An 18,252-nucleotide genomic window follows, 5' to 3' on the forward strand; every position below is an offset into this window, starting at 1 on the left:
GTGGACTTGTTTTACTGATTCACGATCCTCATAGCCCATAATATGCTAGACTACTTATATATTACTTTACAGGGGTCTAATTCGATGAGAACATATACCATCTTGTACATTGAAGACGATCAGGAGATCGGTTCCTGGTCCAGGGACTTTTTAATCGGGCAAGGCTATGAGGTGATCTGGAAGACTTCGGGCCATAATGCGGAGGAAGCAATTGAGCGCTGCGATTTGGTCCTTTTGGACATTATGCTTCCGGGGCTGGACGGATTCACGATTGGTCAGCGGCTAAAACGGATCAATCCCGCTATGCCCATCCTGATGCTTACGGCCAGAACCGCAATCGAGGATAAGCTTACAGGCTTGTCTTTTGCCGATGATTACATTACGAAGCCGTTTCATCCGGATGAGCTGGCTGCCCGCATCCAAGTCCTCCTCAGGCGTATCGGCGCTACGGAAACGGAACAGCTTCAGATCCGACATTTAATGATCGACCGGAAAGAAAACCGTTTATGGAATTCCGAAACCAGGGAAGAGATTATACTTACAGGTAAGCAGTTCCATATATTCATGTATTTCCTGGATCATCTGAATCACATATTGACCCAGAAACAGATTTATGAAGCTGTTTGGGGCGAGCCGCATTTGGATGGAGATAAGACGCTGACGGTGCATATCCGGCATCTGCGAGAGAAGATCGAGTTGGATTCCGGTTCCCCCCAAATTATCGAGACCATCCGTGGCGTCGGATATCGGGTGCGATCATGAGAATCCGAGGCTCTTTAATGAGGAAATACCTGATCCTTATTTTGACCGCCTTGCTTCTATGGCCGGTCATTCCGGCGATGTTTTATATGCCGGTCTATTTATTCAGGGAGCATTCGCTGTATGTTCCGGAGGAGATCAGCCGCATGTGGCGGCAAGAAGCAGTCAAGCTGGACGGTGCTAGTAGGGATAAGATACAGGAAAGGCTAGACAAGTTGAACGAAGACTATCCGGATGCTGAGATGTTCTGGGTGGACCCGTCGGGGAAGAAATATGCTGTCATGGACCGCCCGTCGGATATACCCGAGCAGTGGACATATGAGGATGCTCTTTCATTTTGGGCACAACACCGTGAACATGAGACGTTTGCCGTATCGTCACTCATCGGAAACGATCCGAAGCAGGGGGTTATGGTGATTCAGCTCCCCGAATCCCATATTCTGTCGGCAGAAATGACGCTATCGAGAAACGCGCTGCTCGTTCTTCTGTTCTTCGTAATCTATCTGTCCTTTTTCGTGCTGTCGTGGCACTTCTTCGTTCGTCTTCGCAGAAGACTCATCAGGCTTCAATCAGCGATGACAGTAAACAGGCTGAAGGATATTCCGGATGAGGTCACCATAAGCAAGGACGACGAAATCGGAGAACTCGAAGGGGCATTTAATCGGATGGTACGAGAGCTTAAGGACAGCCGCAACCGGGAGAGGAAGGAGGAGGAGCTGCGCAAGCAGCTCATTTCGAATATTTCTCACGATCTCAGGACGCCGCTGACCGTGATCCGGCAGCATACCCATACTGTTCGGAAAGCCCCTGCTTCCTCCCAGGGACAGGCTTCGCTTGACGTAATCGATCACAAGCTGGAAGAAGTGAGCAAGCTGATGGATAACCTTCTTTCGTACACACTGTTGTCCGCGGGGAAGTATCCGCTGCATGTGCAAACGATCGATATAGCTGAAGAAATCAGGAACAGAGTAGCCGAATGGTATCCGGTATTCGAAAGCAAAGGCTTTGAGGTCCTTGTTGAGCTTCCTGAGCGGCCGCTGAGATGGGTTGCCGATCCGCTGTGGTTTAACCGGATCCTTGACAATGTGTTTCAGAACGTGGTGCGTCATGCTGGGAAGGGTCGGTACATAGCTATTAAAATCGTTGAATTAAAGGGGCAGTCGATGCTTGTCATTCAAGACAAAGGTCCCGGTACCTCCGGCGAGTCACCTGAAAAAGGCGCGGGGATCGGTTTGTCCATCATTTCGATGATGGCCAGGGAGATGGGCATGCAGTGGGAACTGGAATCCTGCGCAAACGGTAGTTCATTTTATATATGGCCGGAAAAGAAGCTGCAGCGTGGTCATCTTAGATGACTTGCGTGCGGTTTCTTTTTTTAATAAATATTCCATTTGGATCGTGGGCTCTAACAACTTCCGGATAAAACAATTTAACCTAAACTTAAACTTGAGGTCACTTTACTTTTCGATAAATGAAATAGAATGGGGTATAGGTGATCAGAATATGAAAGTAGATCAAGGACGTTTTGCAGGTTATGGTTATGCTGCGTTCGCCTATCCTCTAATGGATGTCACCCGCATGTTTACTTTGCATTGAGCGGTACATTTGGATTAAGGGTGAATCTATTAGAAGGAATTGAGTGGAGAACGATCTGACCGCTTCGGCGGTTTAAGGAGGTAAGATAACATGCAGTACGATATGAAGGTAACGTCGGAGCGGTCTGCCCCGCAATGGATGAAGATGCGTAGATTTTGCGGTTATGGCGCCGCCATAGCGGTGATGCCGTATCTTCTGATTAAAATCGCCTGGACGTTCGGTCTCTTCATTCCCACCGAGCAAATGGGCGATGCTAGTTGGCGCGCGATCAACGCAGCAACTGCTGTTCTCGCTATGGTCGGCATCCTGCTGGCGCTGGCATTTAGCAGGCCGTGGGGTGAACGCCTACCCGCATGGCTGGTTGCCCTCCCAGTGTGGGTAGGCACCGGTCTGCTCGTTCCGATGCTGTTGCTGGCACCGGTGCTCGGACCGGCCGCCATGTCTCGGGACATGGCGGCCGGCGCAGCCGACATCTGGGCCTACGAACAGATCTTCGTCATGGTTTCGCTGATTGGGGTCGGTATTTTCCTGCCGCTCGCCTTGGCGGGATATACCAAAGCGCGGTGGCCGGAGGCGCTTAGCGGTCCGACCGACATGGAATTGCCGGGACACACCCGGAATTTGCAGATCACCTTAGGCAGACTCATCGCAGCCGGCTGCATAATGCTGGGTGTCATCAAGATGTACTGGGCGGCAGGCGGTACCCTCGGTATCCACCCGGACAGGCTGAATGACCGCGATGTGTGGTGGCATCTACTGACATTGAGTACCGGTGCATGGGCTTTGGCAGGGGCGTGGGGTTTGCTGGTGCTGATCTGCCGCCGCGGGTCGCGGAGTTTCCTTCCACCGATGGTGGCAGCATGGATTTCGTCGGGTATGCTGTTCTCATACAATCTCTTCTCCGCCATACGCAACGATTCTGAGTCTTCCCCGGAGTACCCGCTGCCACGGGTCCTGACCACAGAGGCCGGCACCGTGCTGGGCGTAATGATGGTCATGATCATCCTGCTGGTACTGCACGATCGCCGGCAAACTCTTCGCGGCAAGCCCTGAGGATCCGTTTGCACTAACTTCAGGGGTCCTGGGTTGGAACTCGGTTTATATCACCATATTCAAAATTGCCGCAGAAAGAGTGGCAGAGATGTCGATTAACCCTTCTCCCGTTCGTTGTCTTTATAGTGGTGAAGATCAGCTGACCCTGGATGAAGGACGTCTGGGAGATATGCAGCGTTCGGAATCGATCGCACGACACGAAAGGACGGGTAAAAAAATTGGGAAAAATCATCATGCAGCAGTTCATTACACTGGATGGCGTCATGCAGGCACCGGGCGATCTCTATGAATTCGAGTATGGGGGCTGGCAGCGGCCATATGTTGGCGAGGAGCACCTGGCTCTCATTGTCGAGCAGGCCCTCGCGGTTGAAGCGCTCCTCCTGGGGCGTAAAACTTACGAGAGCTTCGCGGCAACATGGCCGTCAGCGACCGGCATGCGAGGGCTGGCCGATCGGATGAACAGCATGTCGAAGTTCGTGGCTTCAAGAACCCTGAGCCATGCGGAGTGGAATGCCACAATCATCCATGGCGAGGCGGCGGAAGAAACGGCGAAGCTTAAACATGAGTTCAGCGGAGACTTACTGGTCGTAGGCAGCGGCGATCTTGCACAAACGCTGATGAAGCATCATCTCATCGACGAATACCGGCTCTGGGTTCACCCCATGATCTTAGGTCGCGGACAACGACTGTTCAGAGAGGGGAGCGAGAAGGCTGCTATGCGCCTTATGGATGTCAAAACGTTAAGCACGGGTGTCGCAATTCACATCTACCAGCCCGAGATAGGCCATTAACAATTAAGCTATCTTAATTCATCCAACCGATGACGTCTCCATCACCATTGTGCAAGCGAAGATGGGGACGTCAGCAAATATGGGATGGGACGGATGAACGGTTTTCTGGGCGGAGTTAACATCATCCCATTTAAGCGCTGATTGAATGCTAATCCTTATATAGATCGACAAAGTGATGGTTCTATGATATGGTGTGGTTTAACCTATAGGCATTCCACTCTTCTCGAGTGGGGTGCCTTCGCGCATATCTACAGGCTTTTTACATTAAATGTCTTGCGCTCAATTTAGTAGAACGTGGAGGTGGTGATGCTATGTTTCCCCCTGTATCCCCATTCGGGGACGATCCAGCGACTATGAATAGCAGACAACGATTATTTAATGAAGAGGAGCTAGTTAACGATGACAACTTATATTCAAGCGGAGAAACGCATGCCTTTAAATACATCGGGACTTCGTAATCTGCGTCAGTCCGGCCGGCTGCCGGGCGTTGTATTCGGGCGAAATATAGAGAATGCCATGATTCATATTTCCAATATCGATTTTCAAAAATGGTTAAAGCAAGGGGACTCCAGCTTGATCGAGCTTCAGTTTGATGGAGGGGATTCCTTATCCGTCCTGTTGGAGGATCTCCAGCGGCACCCGGTCACGCGGGATTTGGTTCACGTTGATTTTCAGCGCGTGCAGAAGGACGAGATCGTACGCACGAAGATTGCGGTTAAGTTTAAAGGTACGCCGGCAGGCACAAAGCAAGGCGGGGTTGTGCAAATTCAGAGCGAGTTTATCGAGGTGGAGGCGCTGCCTAGACATTTGCACGCGGCCATCGAAGTTGACATAAGCGATATGATTATCGGTGAATCCGTGTACGTGAAGGACTTGAAGCTGCCGCAGGAAGTAACGGTTGTTTCCGGCGTCAATGAGTCGCTTGCTTCGGTCGTAAAGCCTTAATAGGCCGAGCATTCGGGCACCCGAACCCCATACAAGACGAGAAACCTTAGCCGCAGTCATGGCTTGGGAATTCTCGTCTTTTCTTATGCTCAGAACAAGTTCATATGAGCTAATAAGTCCTGTTGAATCCGCCCCAGATCCTTGGTCCGCAGCGTGCTCAGCAAAAGTGCGTGGTCTTGAACGAAATTCTCTCTATCGTAGTCTTCGGTGTTCTTGTTGAAATGCAGTTTGATATGATGCGAGATGCTTTGCCACATCGTCTGCACCGTCCGTTCTGCTGCAAGATGGATGATGGATTCATGGAAGGACAGATCCAATTCCACCAAGGGATAGATTTCAGGACTTCGCAGCGGCTTGCCCATTTCATCAACAATGCCCTGCAAGCGGTCGAAGAAAGGTTCGTCCATAAGATGCATATATTTCTTGATAACGGTCGATTCCAGATGATACCGGATCGGAATCAGAAATTCGCGAATTTCATCCGCGTCCAGATCGACGACCACAGTCTCGCGATATGGGGGGGAAATGATCAAGCCCTCCCGCTCCAGCTGGCGGATCGCTTCGCGTACCGGTCCTCTGCTGACCCCCATTTGATCGGCGATGTCACTTTCCTTCAGCCGCTCCCCGGGTTTGATGTGTCCTCTTAGAATAGCGCTTCTTATATCGTGAATGACTTTCTCCCGCAGTGAGATATTGCTTTGTGGATTAAACATAAATGAGCTCATTCCATGGCCTCCTGGTTGAGACCGTAACAGGTCCCGATACAGTTACATAGTAGCACGAGAGAGAGAACGAAAACAATTTAATAACGAATGGTTTTAAAATATTGTTAACAATATTAAAAAACCAGTTGACATGAAGTGAAATGCTGGTAGTATCAGAACTGTAATGATATATCGGTGAGTATTGCGAATCAGCGAATCGACATGGGGAGGATTCGGCATGCGTATTTTGACAGGAGGCATCCTGCAGGAGAGCAATACATTCAGTTCAAAGAAGAGCACGATGGATGATTTCCGCCAGCTTTGCTTTGCCGTCGGGGAGCAATTGGAGCAGTTGAAGGTGGTTAATGAGGTACGGGGCTTCTACGATGTGGCCAAGGAGGAGGGCGCGGAGCTTGTCCCGACCCTGTTCTGCTCGGCGGTATCCTCCGGCTCGTTCCGAGGGGAGGCGTTCACCGAGCTGAAGGAGCTGCTGGCCTTGAAGGTGCGCGAGTCGCTGGCAGCAAGCGGAGGATTGATCGATGCAGCGATCTTCGCCTTTCATGGTGCGATGGTGGCGGAAGGCTGCGACGATGCAGACGGGGAACTGATTGCCGTCATACGCAAGGAGATCGGCGATCAGGTGCCGCTGATCATTACACTGGATGCGCACGCCAATATAACGCGGAAGATCGTGCAGGCGGTAAGCGGGATCGTCGGTTACCGCACGTATCCGCATGTTGATTTTCGCGAAGTCGGGCAGCGGGCGGCCCGTCTGTTAATCTCCACGCTGCGGGGCGAGGTGAAGCCTCATATCTCCATGCGTAAAATTCCGATGGTTGTGCCCGCGGAGAACAGTCAATTCCACAGCGGACCGTGCGGCGAGCTGTGGAACGAAGCGGCGGCGGGAGAGCGTCGGGGGGATTCGCTGGTCACGTCCTTGTTTCCGGTTCAGCCCTGGCTCGATATCGAGGAGTTCGGATCCGCGGTCGTCGTGGTCGGCGATGACTGGGAGAAGGCGGAGCGGGAAGCCGATCGATTGGCTCAGGCGATGTGGGATAAGCGGCATGAATTCGACGTGCGTCTGTATTCGGTCGATGAAGCCGTGGAGCTTGCACTTCAGGGACAAGGATGCGGCGAGCCGTTCGTCATTTCGGATTCGGCAGACAGCCCCGGTGCAGGCTCGACAGGTGACAGTAATGCCGTGTTGAAACGGCTGCTGGAGCTGGGCGTCGAGAGTAAATTAACCTGCCTGCTGTCCATGGTTGACGCACCGGCGGTAGCGAAGGCGATTGAAGCCGGTCTTGGAGCGGAGGTGGAGCTGACCGTTGGGTACACGCTCAATTCCGACCGCTCGCACGGTGAGCCGATGAATATCAGCGGCAAAGTGATGCATATCGGCGAAGGCAAGTTCGAGTTCTCGGGAGGCACTGCACCGGGCTCGGTCGGGAATATGGGGCGCTGCGTTGTGCTTCGGACCGGTACCATTGATGTACTGCTGCAGACGCAGCCCGTATTTACCGGCGATCCGGCGATGTACCGCTCTGTAGGGCTGGAGCCGCAAGAGGCGGACCTTGTGCTGGTCAAGTCCGCTAATCAATTCCGGGCCGATTATGAGTCGATCACCGGCCGCATCTATATTCTGGACACGCCGGGAAGCAGCTCGGCTAATTTGCGAAAGCTGCCGTTCCGTAAAATTGAACGTCCTATGTATCCATTCGATGATCATTTCAACTGGGGGAATAATCGGTCATGAGTTTGCAAAGTCAGAAGGTCCGAAAGATAAGCTTCGAAGGGGACGCGCTTCGCATGTCGATGGACTGGTCGGTTGACGACCTGGATCGTGTGCAGGTGCTCGTCGAAAGTACACAGGGGGCAAGCCATCCGAGCTCCTATCATCTGGGTGAGCTGGTCGGTGAGATGGAGAAGGGCGTGTTCCAAGCAGGCGGCAAGCCTGCCGTCTATACGACGACCGACATCTGTGATGGCGTCGCACAGGCGCATGATGGTATGCATTATTCCCTGCTGTCGCGCGACATGATTGCCTCGATGGTGGAAATCCATGCACTGGCTACGCCATTCGACGCGATGGTGCTTACTTCAGCGGGTGACAAGGCGGTCCCGGCCCATCTGATGGCGATTGCCCGGCTCGATATTCCGGCCATTCACGTGCCGGGCGGGGCGATGGGAGCGGGGCCATGCCTGCGTTCCAACGAAGAGCTATGGCACATGAGCGTGGAAGTCGAGCAGAATAAGATGACCAAAGAGGAGTTCCTGGCGTTTCAACGCTCGTGCTGCCCAACCTGCGGCGCATGCCAGTACATGGGCACGGCGGCGACGATGCAGGTCATGGCCGAGGCGCTTGGCCTGGCCCTGCCATGGACGGCGCTTATTCCTGCAACGAATGCGGAGATCCGGCGCGCCGCCCGCGAGGCAGGCAGACAGGTCATGCGGCTTGTCGAGGAGGATATACGGCCGTCGCGTATATTGACGAGGCAGGCGTTCGAGAATGCGATCATGATTCATTCGGCGATCGGCGGCTCGCTGAACGCCGTCATGCACTTGATCGCAATAGCACGGGAGGCAGGAATTGTCCTGCGCGCGGAAGAGCTCGACGATATCCACCGCCGTATTCCGGTGCTCGTAGATACGAAGACGGCGGGCAAATACCCGACTGAGCTGTTCTGGTATGCGGGCGGTGTACCTGCCGTGATGGAGGAGCTTCGCGATTATTTGCATCTGGATGCGCTCACGGCGACGGGCAAGACGGTGGCGGAAAACCTGGAAACGTACCGGAGAAGCGAAATGCCGCGATTTGCTGAGATGTTCCTTGCCAACTATAAGCTGAACCGCAGAGATGTCATCTATCCGATGAAGAAGCCGCTCAAGCCGGAGGGCTCGCTCGCGGTGCTGAAGGGCAACTTGGCGCCGGCAGGTGCGACAATCAAGAAGTCGGCTGTTGCGGCAGAGATGATGGTGCATCAAGGCCCGGTTAAAGTGTTCGATAGCGAACGGGAGGCCGTCGATGCGCTTACCGCCAGGAAGATCGAGCCGGGCGATGTCGTCATTCTCCGCTACCAAGGGCCAAGAGCGACCGGCATGCCGGAGATGTTCTTCATGTCCGAGTTAATCGCCTCGGACCCGGTATTGTCGCGCACGACGTCGCTCGTGACGGACGGGCGGTTCTCCGGTGCTACCCGCGGCCCTTGCGTCGGCTATCTGGGGCCGGAGGCGCTAGATGGAGGACCGGTCGCGATCGTCCAGGACGGCGATCTGGTTCGCATCGATATCCCGAACCGGACGATCGACATTGTTGGAACCGCTGGCATCCAGCGGACGGCATTGGAGATGGCGGATGTGATTGCGGAGCGGTTGAGCCGCTGGGAGAAACCGGTCATCTCGCACAAGGGCGTGCTGCGGCAGTATACCGCGTTGGCTCGGCCTGCTCTAGAGGGCGGATCCTGCAACTTGTAAGAATGTCAGGCCTATAGGAGCTCGAGCTCAATCCTCATCATATACAAATTTGCGCTGTGCCCAGTAACTGAAAACAAATAAAGAGCCTTCCGTAAACAGCTTAGCGGCGATCAGCGGAATGTCGAGTCTCTCATGAAAGACATGCATGAGTCCGTAATTGAACAGGACAATGATGATAACGAGGGTAAAGTAACGGGGCAGAGATTTTCGAATCGATGCCCCGTTACCGTCGGCAAACACAAATTTCCGGTTCATGGTGTAATTAAAGATGGAACTGCAAATTCTCGCTCCGACGACGGATATAAATAAATTTGCGCTTATGAATTGAAGGAGCATCAGCAAGACGAAGTCAAGTATGGCGGCACAACCGGAGGAAGCGCCGAATTTAACAAAGGGGTAGTAGACTCTGGCGGAATCGGCCAGCGGCCGAAAATGCGATGATTGATTCGCTGGAGATACACCGTTTCAATAGGGACCTCAAGCAAAGCATATCCAGCAGCCTTGGCTTCAAGCAGCATGTTCATTTCGTACTCGAATCGTTCCCCCGGAATACCGCATAGCCAGTCCAGCATATCGGCCGAATAGCCGCGAAGCCCGGTCTGAGTGTCTTGAATCGGGGTTCCCGTTGAGAAGGAATACACCATTCGGGTGACTGCATTGCCGAAGCGGCTGCGCATGGGAACCTTGCCCGTAAACCGCCTGCTGCCCAGAATGATATGATGGCGATGCTCATTCACGGCATGAGCGATGCTCATAATATCCTTAGGCAGATGCTGCCCGTCACTATCGGCGCACACTACGCCGTCTGTTTCCCCGATTTGCCGGATATAGGCGAAGCCTGTTTTCAACGCGCGGCCTTTGCCTTGATTGCGGGAATGCGTTAAGACGGTACACCCGGCTTCTCTCACGGCGTTAAAGATGTCACGATAACCCTCTCCGCTTCCGTCATCGATAACAAGTATGGAACAGCTGCTAATGGCCTGAATATGATGGACTAATCCTATTAACCTTTCATCCGGTTCATAGGAGGGGATGAGTATGGTCACGTTAGTCAACCTCCTTGGTATTCACGGTCTATCAGGACGCCTATTCCGGTATATAGAGGATATCGCTAGTTCCCCGTTCCCGATTCTTGCCAAGAGTATTGTTCACGACTCGTCCCATGAAGTACATCGTGGATGAATCGCCCCTATCCAGGTTATAGGCCTCGGCAGCACCGAGCTCCTTGAACAGCTGAGCAAATTCAGCTAAAGTCATTCCCCGGCTGTAGTTCTCCATGCGGCCGTCAACAACGATGAACAGAAAGTGATTAGGGGCAATCATGCCGATCCCGGTTCTAGGATTGGAGCGTTGAATCGAGCGGTTGCCAAAATTCGTATCGATCTCTACGTGGTCAAAATTATCGATCACCTCGCCGTTCTTCACGAGAACGGGGCCGAACGAGAACGTGTTGGTCGCGCCCTGCTCTAGCAAGGAGGAGGAAGAGGTCTGCCGTTCATCGAAGGACTGCATGGTTCCATCCTCGAACAAAGCCAGCTCATCGCGGGCAGGATCATCTCGGTACACCGTGCCGTTGCGAATAACGACGCCATTGCTGCGGAAACCGTAATAATCGCCGTTAATGGCTAAAAAAAGCAGGTAAGGACCCCCTTGGTAGGAAGGTCTTTACCTGCTTGCTGTATGAAGATCAAGATGTGTAAACCCGGGCTACCCGGCTTCCGATGCGGCTGACGATTTCATTGGTCACCGTTCCGCATCGCTTGGCGAACTGACACGCTGTAATGACTTCCGCACCGTCTTGTCCAATAAGCGTAGCCGTATCTCCGTGCTCCACCCCTTCGATCGAGGTGACATCGACCATGAGTTGATCCATGCAGATATTCCCGACGATTCGCGCCCGTTGGCCGCGGATGAGAACATAACCGCCACGGTCTGCTAATGTCTTCGGAACGCCGTCTGCGTAGCCAATCGTAAGGGCTGCAATCCGAATATCATGCGAAGGAATGAATTTATGTCCATAACCGATTGGACAATGGGCGCGTACGTCCTTCACTTGTGCTACTGTGGCCTTGAGGGAAAGGGCGGGGCGCAGCTTCACCTGCATAAGGTTCAGATCGTCTTCCTTGCTTAGAAGGCCATAGAGCGCAATGCCTGGACGCGCAAGATCGCAATCAATCATGGGATAATTCAATATGCCATAGCTGCTCTGGATATGAATATCGCCAGGGTTATGGCCAGCCGCCTTTATCTGTTGGATGACATTCATGAAACGATCCACCTGCATATTCGTGAATGCCGTCTGCTCGGGTTCTACACGGTCGGATACGGACAAGTGGCTGAATGTTCCCGTTACGTGCAGGTGCTCATATTCATAACAAGACCTAATCGCTTGAATGTTCACATAAGGCTCACCCAATCGGTTCATGCCGGTGTCAATCTTCACATGTACCTTGAGCTTGCGTCCGCATTGATTCAATGCTTGTCCATGTTCGGCACTGACAATCGTTTGCGTCAGTCTATAACGTGACAGATCATGGACGCGTCCTGGCGAGGTATAGCTTAAGATTAGAATCTCACCCTTTACGCCATGCTTGCGCAGCTCAATCCCTTCCTCAATCTCGGCGACGGCAAAGTGATTAACGCCTATGCGGTTCAGAAACTGCGCGACGGGTGCGCTGCCGTGTCCATAAGCATTGGCCTTCACGACCGCCATAATTAAACAGCGGGAGGGAAGCGCCTGCTTTAACGCCAGCAAATTATGCTCCAGGTGATTCAGGTTTATTTCCACCCAGGCCCGGTGTACGGAAGGCGTGGCGGGTTTGGTTCTTACACGGAACAGCAGGGCAGCCTGCAGCAGCCGGATCACTGGAACCCCTTCTCGTGATCATGGCAGATTGTCACGATAAATCCATCCTTATTATTGCCCGACCATTCATAACAGGATCCACGCCGGATGGGGATCAATGTCACGTCGTGCTCCGCTTTGATCATGTACATCTCAATGAGCCGATTCTTGATCTTCATATAAAGATGCGAGCCTTCGAAGGTGAACTGCTCCATGTAGGCGATATATTCTTCCAAACACATATCGTATTGCTCCATAATGATGGAATGCGGAACGCCGACATAGCGATAATGCCAGGGCTCGCATGCGATGTTCGTGACCGGCTGCTTGCCTTCCTTATATCGTTGGATAAAGCCGTATTCCGCAGCCTTCTGCTTGAACAAGGCATACACGCCATGGTCAGGAAAGGAAGGACATAAATAATCGACATCCTCTTCGAGCAGCTGCCCCACATCAACAGCGAGACCGGTTTGATGCTCACTTTCATTCGGCCGCGCTACATAGTTTGCTGTGAATGCTGCCCCATGCGCTGCCAAGGAAGTACTGTAAATATGCTGCTGCTGTGCACGCGTGCGATAGCCGCTCACGATTCCGATGCTGTCGATGGCCTGGCAAGCCTCTAATAAGGCGCTCAACTGTCGGTAACCAGTCTGATCCAAGCGAATATCTTGCTCCTCTGTGCCGGCTTGCTGAATCGTCGCAATCGGCACAAGGGAGGCTTGATGATGCTCCGCTACAGGATAATCCCGATTGACCAATATTAAGTGACCGCTGTGCATCATCTCGCGGTTCAATCTGATCTCGTGGTCTGCATGTCTCATCTGTGCAGCTCCTTTGCGGCAGCAAGCTCGATAAGCCGGTCCATTAACAGGGGATACGTAATATCGCTATATCGCATCATGTTTGGATACCGGCTTGCGGCCGTGAACCCTGGCATGGTATTAATCTCGTTAAATACGATTCGCCCATCTTCCGTAAGGAACATGTCTACCCGGGCAAGACCGCTGCAGCCCAGCGTCTTATAGATCAGGCGGGCGGTCTCCTTCACCTTGGCGGCGGTCTTGGCATCTATTCTCGCAGGCAGGTGGATCTTCGACGAGCGGAGCGAATACTTCTCCTCGTAGTCGAAGAACTCACCCGTCAGTTCAATCTCATCGACCTCGGCTGTGATAGGCTCGGAATGCCCTAATACGGCGCAGCCAACCTCAAATCCAGCAATATTCTGCTCAATAATGACCTTCTGATCATGCAAGAAGGCGGCTTGTACCCCATGCGTTAGCTCCAGCTTATTATAGGCTTTCGTGATGCCGAATGAAGAACCTGATCTGGAAGGTTTAATGTACATGGGAAAACCCAGCTTCTCTGCCTCGTTGACAGCCGAATCAAGATCATCGCCTTCGAATACCGTAACCGAAGGCGCCGTGTCAACGCCCGCTGCCCGAACCAGCTGACTGGCGATCCCCTTGTCCATGCATATCGCCGACGATAAGGTACCGCAGCCGACAAAGGGAATGCCGGACAGCTCAAGCAAGCCTTGCACAGTCCCGTCCTCTCCGTTCTTGCCATGAAGGACGGGGAATACGACATCTACGGGAGTGGTGCGATATTCCGTGCCGGTCAGTTCAATAATGCCGCCCGCATTCTTGCTGGGTGAGATGAAGGCAGGGATACAGCTGGCGTGCGTATGCCAACGGTCATTGCGTATTTCCGCTGTGTTGCCGTTGTACCTCAACCAGGTGCCTTCCCTTGTAATGCCAATCAGGATGATATGATAAATGGATGGGTTTAGATGATCGATGACGGAAGCGGCAGATTGCAATGAAACGTCATATTCCGTGGAGCTGCCGCCGAACAAGACGGCTATATTTTTCATGTCCATATTTAGTTTCTCCTGTTCATGATTCGAAGATAGAATTGATTATAAGGAACAGAGATGAACGATTTGACAAGAAAAAGTTACGAATTATTAAGAGGAGATTACTAAATCCTCACATATGACGTTGGTGTGTTTGGAAGAGTGGGGGATTGTGAGTACAAATTTTCCAGTATCATGGACATTTTGTATCATATGTATTAATATATATAATACTTAGTTGGCGGGTTATTTGAAGGGGGATGAGAGACCGCATGGTTATTTCCATACATTTAGATAGCGATACACCTCTTTATGAACAACTGCGTAATCAAATCGTCATCGGGATTGCAACCGGTGAATTAGCAGCAGAGGAAAAGCTTCCAACCGTTCGCCAATTAGCCGAAGATTTAGGCATAAATACGATGACGGTTAATAAAGCTTATTCCATATTGAAGCAAGAAGGATACATTGTCATCGATCGGCGGCACGGTGCTAAGGTAAGCCCTCGAAGCACTCAAACGCAAGATGGTTCAAATCACACCGCACAATTAGAGGAACAGCTGCAGCTCATTATCGCGCAAGCGACGATTAAAGGGATCGATCAATCCCGATTTCAAGCTTTATGTTCTACGATTTTCGCCCAAATGAAGTACCAGCATTAACAATTCGTATGGAAAAGGATTGATTCGTATGTTGACCGCGATTTTTTTCGTTACCGCGTTAATCTGTTATGCGGCGTTAATCGTAACTTATAAGCCGCATGCGAAATACAAGAAGGGCATGCTGTTTGCCGTCACCTTGCCGGCTCATGTCATGGACCATCCCGGGATCCAGAGCATTCAAGCACGATTCAACAGGCAGTTTAAGCAGGCTAGCTTATGGACAATGGTATTTCTCATTCCTTTTGTGCTGCTCCATACTTGGTTTGCTTATCAAACGATCTATTTCTTTGTATGGCTATCCGTTTTTTTCTTTGTCATGGTCATTCCGTTTCGCCATGCTTTTCGGGATACGCTGGCTTTAAAACGTGAGAATGAATGGTATGTCGGTACGAAGCGCGTCATTCAGAGCGATTTGCGTGTTGCCCGTTTAAAGAATCAGCGTATGGCTTCCTTGTGGCTATTCCTGATTCCGTTCACGATGTCGATTGGTTTATTGCTGTGGGTGTCAAGCGATAATAAGGATCTCCTCGGTGTCGTCTCCGGGGGACTGGCCATAACCGTCATCTTCATGCTCGTTTCGCTCTATATGCGCAGAACCAAGGCTAAGGTATACAGCATGAACAGCGAAGTGAATGTAAGCATCAATCAGGCAAGCCGTAGATCCTTGTCATTTCTTTGGCTGTTTATGGCGATCATTGAGAATGTTCACTTTCTATTCCTATACTTACTCCTTGTTAATGAAAAGGCAGCTATGTCTGGCGTGTGGCTGACGATTGTGTTGGTGTTTACTGTCGTTCCAATTGCTCTTGTTCTGTATGTATATCGTAGAAATAATGCCCTGGAGCAAGAAGTATTAGCGCAGGATGGCAAAACAATCTACACCGATGATGATGAATACTGGGCGAATGGCTTCACTTACCATAATCCCGATGATAAGAGCATCTTCGTCACCAAGCGGGTCGGGATAGGAGAGACCATAAATACAGGGACGTTGGTTGGGAAATTGATCGTATGGGGGTCTGTCGGATTGACAGCCGTGTTCCTCATCGTGGTTTCGTTTATGCTGGTCCGATCGGAATTGACATCCCCCATCCTCACCATCACGCCGGAACATCGAATCGAAATTAATTATCCGATGTACTCCGTTGATTTCGACCTGGCGGATATCGAGCAATTAACGCTTGTTGAGGACGTGCCTTCGGGTATAAAGACGAATGGTGAAGCTACAGATAAGTATGCGCGCGGACATTTCCGTTTGAAGGAGCTAGGGAAAACAAGGCTGTATGTGTTCAAGAACAATCCGCCTTATATCTATATGAAGGTTGAGGATACTAACATTTTTTATAATGACAAGGATCCGCTTCAAACTAAACAGCTATTCGAGCAGCTGCAAAAGCAAGTAGAGAGTATCCCGAATCCATAGAGGGGGAGCAGCATATGTTCGTCCCGGAGAAAATCCACATCCGCGTGAGGATGTGGATTTTTCTGCCTTGTTCCGTTTCTGGGCAATGAAAGCACTGCGTTCGGTACGACACTATCATGATTATCGTCCTACTGGTTCCAGGTATGTGGCTGTCTCCACGCATGGCTAGAAACATAATATTCCGAAGTATCACTTGGTAATACTCACTCTTGTTCCTAAGCGTATCGAAGGGTGCACCGCCGTGACGACGCATGCCAAAGGAACCGGAGATAGCGGCCAAGTTTATTGGGTTTATGCATTCGGATGAAGGCCTGGTGCCGCTGCAGCTGACTCTAATTATTTGCTGCAAACGGAACAACATATCGAGCGGGCGAAGGAATCCGCCATCATTGCGACGAATCAAGCATTACCGAACCTTGTCCGCATCACGACGAATGAAGAAGCGGAACCGGGCCGGCGTGCTCGGAGAGCTGCCCGGTAAGTGGCGGGCACAAGGCGGCAGCAAGGTGCTTGATGCGGTCAATGCGGCGCATCAAGCGCAGAAGAAGTGACAATAAGGCTTACTGAGAGGGTGGATGCTAAGATGACGATCTCGAAGACGGGGCAGCCGAACATCGTATTTATTCTGGCCGACGATCAAGGCCCGTGGGCGCTGGGCTGCGCGGGCAATCCGGAAATTCATACGCCCAATCTGGACCGGCTGGCGGCGGAAGGGACGCGATTCTCAAGCTTCTTCTGCACATCTCCGGTATGCTCGCCTGCGCGGGCTTCGCTTCTGACCGGACGCATTCCGTCGCAGCATGGCGTGCATGATTGGATTCGGGGCGGCAACGTGGGAGAGCGGCCCATCGAGTATCTGCAGGGGCTGACTGCTTACACGGAGCTGCTGGCCGATGCGGGCTACGTCCTGGGTCTAAGCGGCAAATGGCATCTCGGTGATAGCCGGACGCCGCAGAAGGGCTTTACGCATTGGTATGTTCACCAGCAAGGCGGAGGGCCTTATTACGATGCGCCTATGATTCGCGACGGCGAACTGATCCAAGAGCCGGGCTATCTGACCGATGTGATCACCGATGACGCGCTCTCGTTCATTGATGCGCAGCAGGGCGGGGAGCCCTTCTACCTTGGCGTTCACTACACAGCTCCGCATAGCCCGTGGATCGACAGCCATCCGCAGCAATATGTGGATCTGTATGCGGACTGCGCATTCGATAGCTGTCCGCAGGAGCCCCGTCATCCGTGGACGATACCGACGGCGCCGTGGGACGAGGACCAGCGGGGGAATCTACAGGGCTACTTCGCGGCCGTCACGGCGATGGATACGCAGATCGGACGTATTCTCGACAAGCTGGAGCAGAAGGGCATCCGTGAGCAGACGCTCATCTGTTTCTTGAGCGACAACGGCTTCAATTGCGGGCAGCATGGCATCTGGGGCAAGGGAAACGGCACGTTCCCGTTCAACATGTATGACACTTCGGTGAAAGTACCGGCGATTTTTCGCTTACCCGGGCGAATCCCGGCGGGCCGCGTCTGCGATGAGATGGTGAGCGGCTACGATTGGATGCCGACCTTGCTGGAGCTGCTCGGACTTGATCATCCGGAGGCAGGCGAACTGCCCGGGAGCAGCTTCCTGCCGCTGCTGCTCGGTGAGGATGGGACGGGACGCGAGGATATCGTCATCTATGACGAATACGGCCCCGTCCGCATGATCCGCACGAAGGAGTGGAAGTATGTCCATCGTTATGCATACGGACCGCATGAGCTGTATCATCTCGCGGAGGATCCGGATGAGCGGCGGAATCTGATTGATGCCCCCGAAGCGGAAGATCAGCGGGCAGCCTTGAAGGAACGGCTCGATTATTGGTTCACCCGCTATGCCGACCCAAGCCGGGACGGCACAAGGGAAGCTGTGACCGGATTCGGGCAGCTGGAGCTCGCCGGCCATGCCGGAAGGGGACGGAAAGCTTACGAGGCCCCGCCTTCTCCATCACCATCACGGCTTGAATAGATCGTACAGGACGCAATCCAATCCTATCAAGCAGGCTCATCTATAAAAGACGTGTACAGCGACCGTTTTCCGGAGATTCCCGGTGAGCGGTCGCTTTATTTTCTCCGCAAGAATCGAAGCCTGTAATTACCATGAATCAT

Annotated in this window: 18 protein-coding genes; 11 read left to right on the forward strand and 7 right to left on the reverse strand. The window is 52.4% G+C overall.

Features of this window, described 5'->3' with window-relative positions; translation table 11 throughout:
• The first annotated feature begins 84 nt into the window (after window positions 1–84).
• The 5 genes from NNL21_RS26825 (at window position 85) to NNL21_RS26845 (ending at window position 5,144) form a co-directional block, all read left to right on the forward strand.
• Complete coding sequence (locus NNL21_RS26825) at window positions 85–762, forward strand: response regulator transcription factor (RefSeq protein ID WP_204821329.1); 678 nt, start codon at window positions 85–87, stop codon at window positions 760–762.
• A 17-nt stretch (window positions 763–779) separates the two neighbouring features.
• The gene (locus NNL21_RS26830; RefSeq protein ID WP_204821328.1) at window positions 780–2,114 is read left to right on the forward strand and encodes a HAMP domain-containing sensor histidine kinase; all 1,335 of its coding nucleotides are present in this window, start codon (window positions 780–782) and stop codon (window positions 2,112–2,114) included.
• Window positions 2,115–2,445: 331 nt separating this feature from the next.
• Window positions 2,446–3,408: a hypothetical protein gene (locus NNL21_RS26835; RefSeq protein ID WP_507176569.1), complete on the forward strand. Its 963-nt coding sequence runs from the start codon at window positions 2,446–2,448 to the stop codon at window positions 3,406–3,408.
• A gap of 218 nt (window positions 3,409–3,626) precedes the next feature.
• Complete coding sequence (locus NNL21_RS26840; RefSeq protein ID WP_204821327.1) at window positions 3,627–4,199, forward strand: dihydrofolate reductase family protein; 573 nt, start codon at window positions 3,627–3,629, stop codon at window positions 4,197–4,199.
• Between the two features lie 399 nt (window positions 4,200–4,598).
• Window positions 4,599–5,144 carry a 50S ribosomal protein L25 gene (locus tag NNL21_RS26845; RefSeq protein WP_204821326.1) on the forward strand — a complete coding sequence of 182 codons (546 nt, stop codon included), beginning with the start codon at window positions 4,599–4,601 and terminating at the stop codon, window positions 5,142–5,144.
• 89 nt (window positions 5,145–5,233) lie between these two features.
• Here the strand turns inward: NNL21_RS26845 and NNL21_RS26850 are convergent, their stop codons facing one another.
• Complete coding sequence (locus NNL21_RS26850; RefSeq protein WP_204821325.1) at window positions 5,234–5,869, reverse strand: GntR family transcriptional regulator; 636 nt, start codon at window positions 5,867–5,869, stop codon at window positions 5,234–5,236.
• Between the two features lie 217 nt (window positions 5,870–6,086).
• On the opposite strand from NNL21_RS26850, the gene NNL21_RS26855 reads away from it, so the two are divergent.
• Both NNL21_RS26855 and ilvD read left to right on the forward strand, forming a co-directional pair.
• The gene (locus tag NNL21_RS26855; RefSeq protein ID WP_204821324.1) at window positions 6,087–7,601 is read left to right on the forward strand and encodes a M81 family metallopeptidase; all 1,515 of its coding nucleotides are present in this window, start codon (window positions 6,087–6,089) and stop codon (window positions 7,599–7,601) included.
• Window positions 7,598–9,319 carry a dihydroxy-acid dehydratase gene (gene ilvD, locus NNL21_RS26860; RefSeq protein WP_204821323.1) on the forward strand — a complete coding sequence of 574 codons (1,722 nt, stop codon included), beginning with the start codon at window positions 7,598–7,600 and terminating at the stop codon, window positions 9,317–9,319. Before NNL21_RS26855 ends, ilvD begins: the two co-directional genes overlap by 4 nt.
• A 27-nt stretch (window positions 9,320–9,346) precedes the next feature.
• Here ilvD and NNL21_RS26865 read toward each other — a convergent pair whose 3' ends face one another.
• Genes NNL21_RS26865 through vanG form a run of 6 tightly spaced genes read right to left on the reverse strand, consistent with a single transcriptional unit; the run spans window position 9,347 to window position 14,043 of the window.
• Window positions 9,347–9,655, reverse strand: coding sequence for a GtrA family protein (locus NNL21_RS26865; RefSeq protein WP_256555499.1), 309 nt, complete (start codon window positions 9,653–9,655; stop codon window positions 9,347–9,349).
• A complete protein-coding gene (locus NNL21_RS26870) occupies window positions 9,655–10,365 on the reverse strand; it encodes a glycosyltransferase family 2 protein (protein ID WP_256555500.1) in 711 nt (236 codons plus the stop codon). Before NNL21_RS26870 ends, NNL21_RS26865 begins: the two co-directional genes overlap by 1 nt.
• Before the next feature lie 40 nt (window positions 10,366–10,405).
• Window positions 10,406–10,957 carry a phosphodiester glycosidase family protein gene (locus NNL21_RS26875; protein WP_204821446.1) on the reverse strand — a complete coding sequence of 184 codons (552 nt, stop codon included), beginning with the start codon at window positions 10,955–10,957 and terminating at the stop codon, window positions 10,406–10,408.
• Between the two features lie 49 nt (window positions 10,958–11,006).
• A complete protein-coding gene (gene vanT / locus NNL21_RS26880; protein ID WP_256555501.1) occupies window positions 11,007–12,185 on the reverse strand; it encodes a serine racemase VanT catalytic subunit in 1,179 nt (392 codons plus the stop codon).
• The gene (locus NNL21_RS26885; RefSeq protein ID WP_204821322.1) at window positions 12,182–12,985 is read right to left on the reverse strand and encodes a D-alanyl-D-alanine carboxypeptidase family protein; all 804 of its coding nucleotides are present in this window, start codon (window positions 12,983–12,985) and stop codon (window positions 12,182–12,184) included. The genes vanT and NNL21_RS26885 overlap by 4 nt, the downstream gene beginning before the upstream one ends.
• Window positions 12,982–14,043, reverse strand: coding sequence for a D-alanine--D-serine ligase VanG (gene vanG / locus NNL21_RS26890; protein ID WP_204821321.1), 1,062 nt, complete (start codon window positions 14,041–14,043; stop codon window positions 12,982–12,984). Before vanG ends, NNL21_RS26885 begins: the two co-directional genes overlap by 4 nt.
• A 248-nt stretch (window positions 14,044–14,291) precedes the next feature.
• Between vanG and NNL21_RS26895 the strand changes: the two genes are divergently transcribed.
• The 4 genes from NNL21_RS26895 to NNL21_RS26910 all read left to right on the forward strand — a co-directional run bounded on the left by NNL21_RS26895 (window position 14,292) and on the right by NNL21_RS26910 (window position 18,112).
• Window positions 14,292–14,681, forward strand: coding sequence for a GntR family transcriptional regulator (locus tag NNL21_RS26895; RefSeq protein WP_204821320.1), 390 nt, complete (start codon window positions 14,292–14,294; stop codon window positions 14,679–14,681).
• Window positions 14,682–14,709: 28 nt separating this feature from the next.
• The gene (locus NNL21_RS26900; RefSeq protein WP_204821319.1) at window positions 14,710–16,104 is read left to right on the forward strand and encodes a DUF5808 domain-containing protein; all 1,395 of its coding nucleotides are present in this window, start codon (window positions 14,710–14,712) and stop codon (window positions 16,102–16,104) included.
• A gap of 251 nt (window positions 16,105–16,355) precedes the next feature.
• Window positions 16,356–16,655, forward strand: coding sequence for a hypothetical protein (locus tag NNL21_RS26905; protein ID WP_204821318.1), 300 nt, complete (start codon window positions 16,356–16,358; stop codon window positions 16,653–16,655).
• A 32-nt stretch (window positions 16,656–16,687) separates the two neighbouring features.
• The gene (locus NNL21_RS26910) at window positions 16,688–18,112 is read left to right on the forward strand and encodes a sulfatase family protein (RefSeq protein ID WP_204821317.1); all 1,425 of its coding nucleotides are present in this window, start codon (window positions 16,688–16,690) and stop codon (window positions 18,110–18,112) included.
• Window positions 18,113–18,252: the final 140 nt, after the last annotated feature.

Source organism: Paenibacillus mendelii, assembly GCF_024498075.1.
Taxonomy (GTDB): domain Bacteria; phylum Bacillota; class Bacilli; order Paenibacillales; family Paenibacillaceae; genus Paenibacillus_Z; species Paenibacillus_Z mendelii.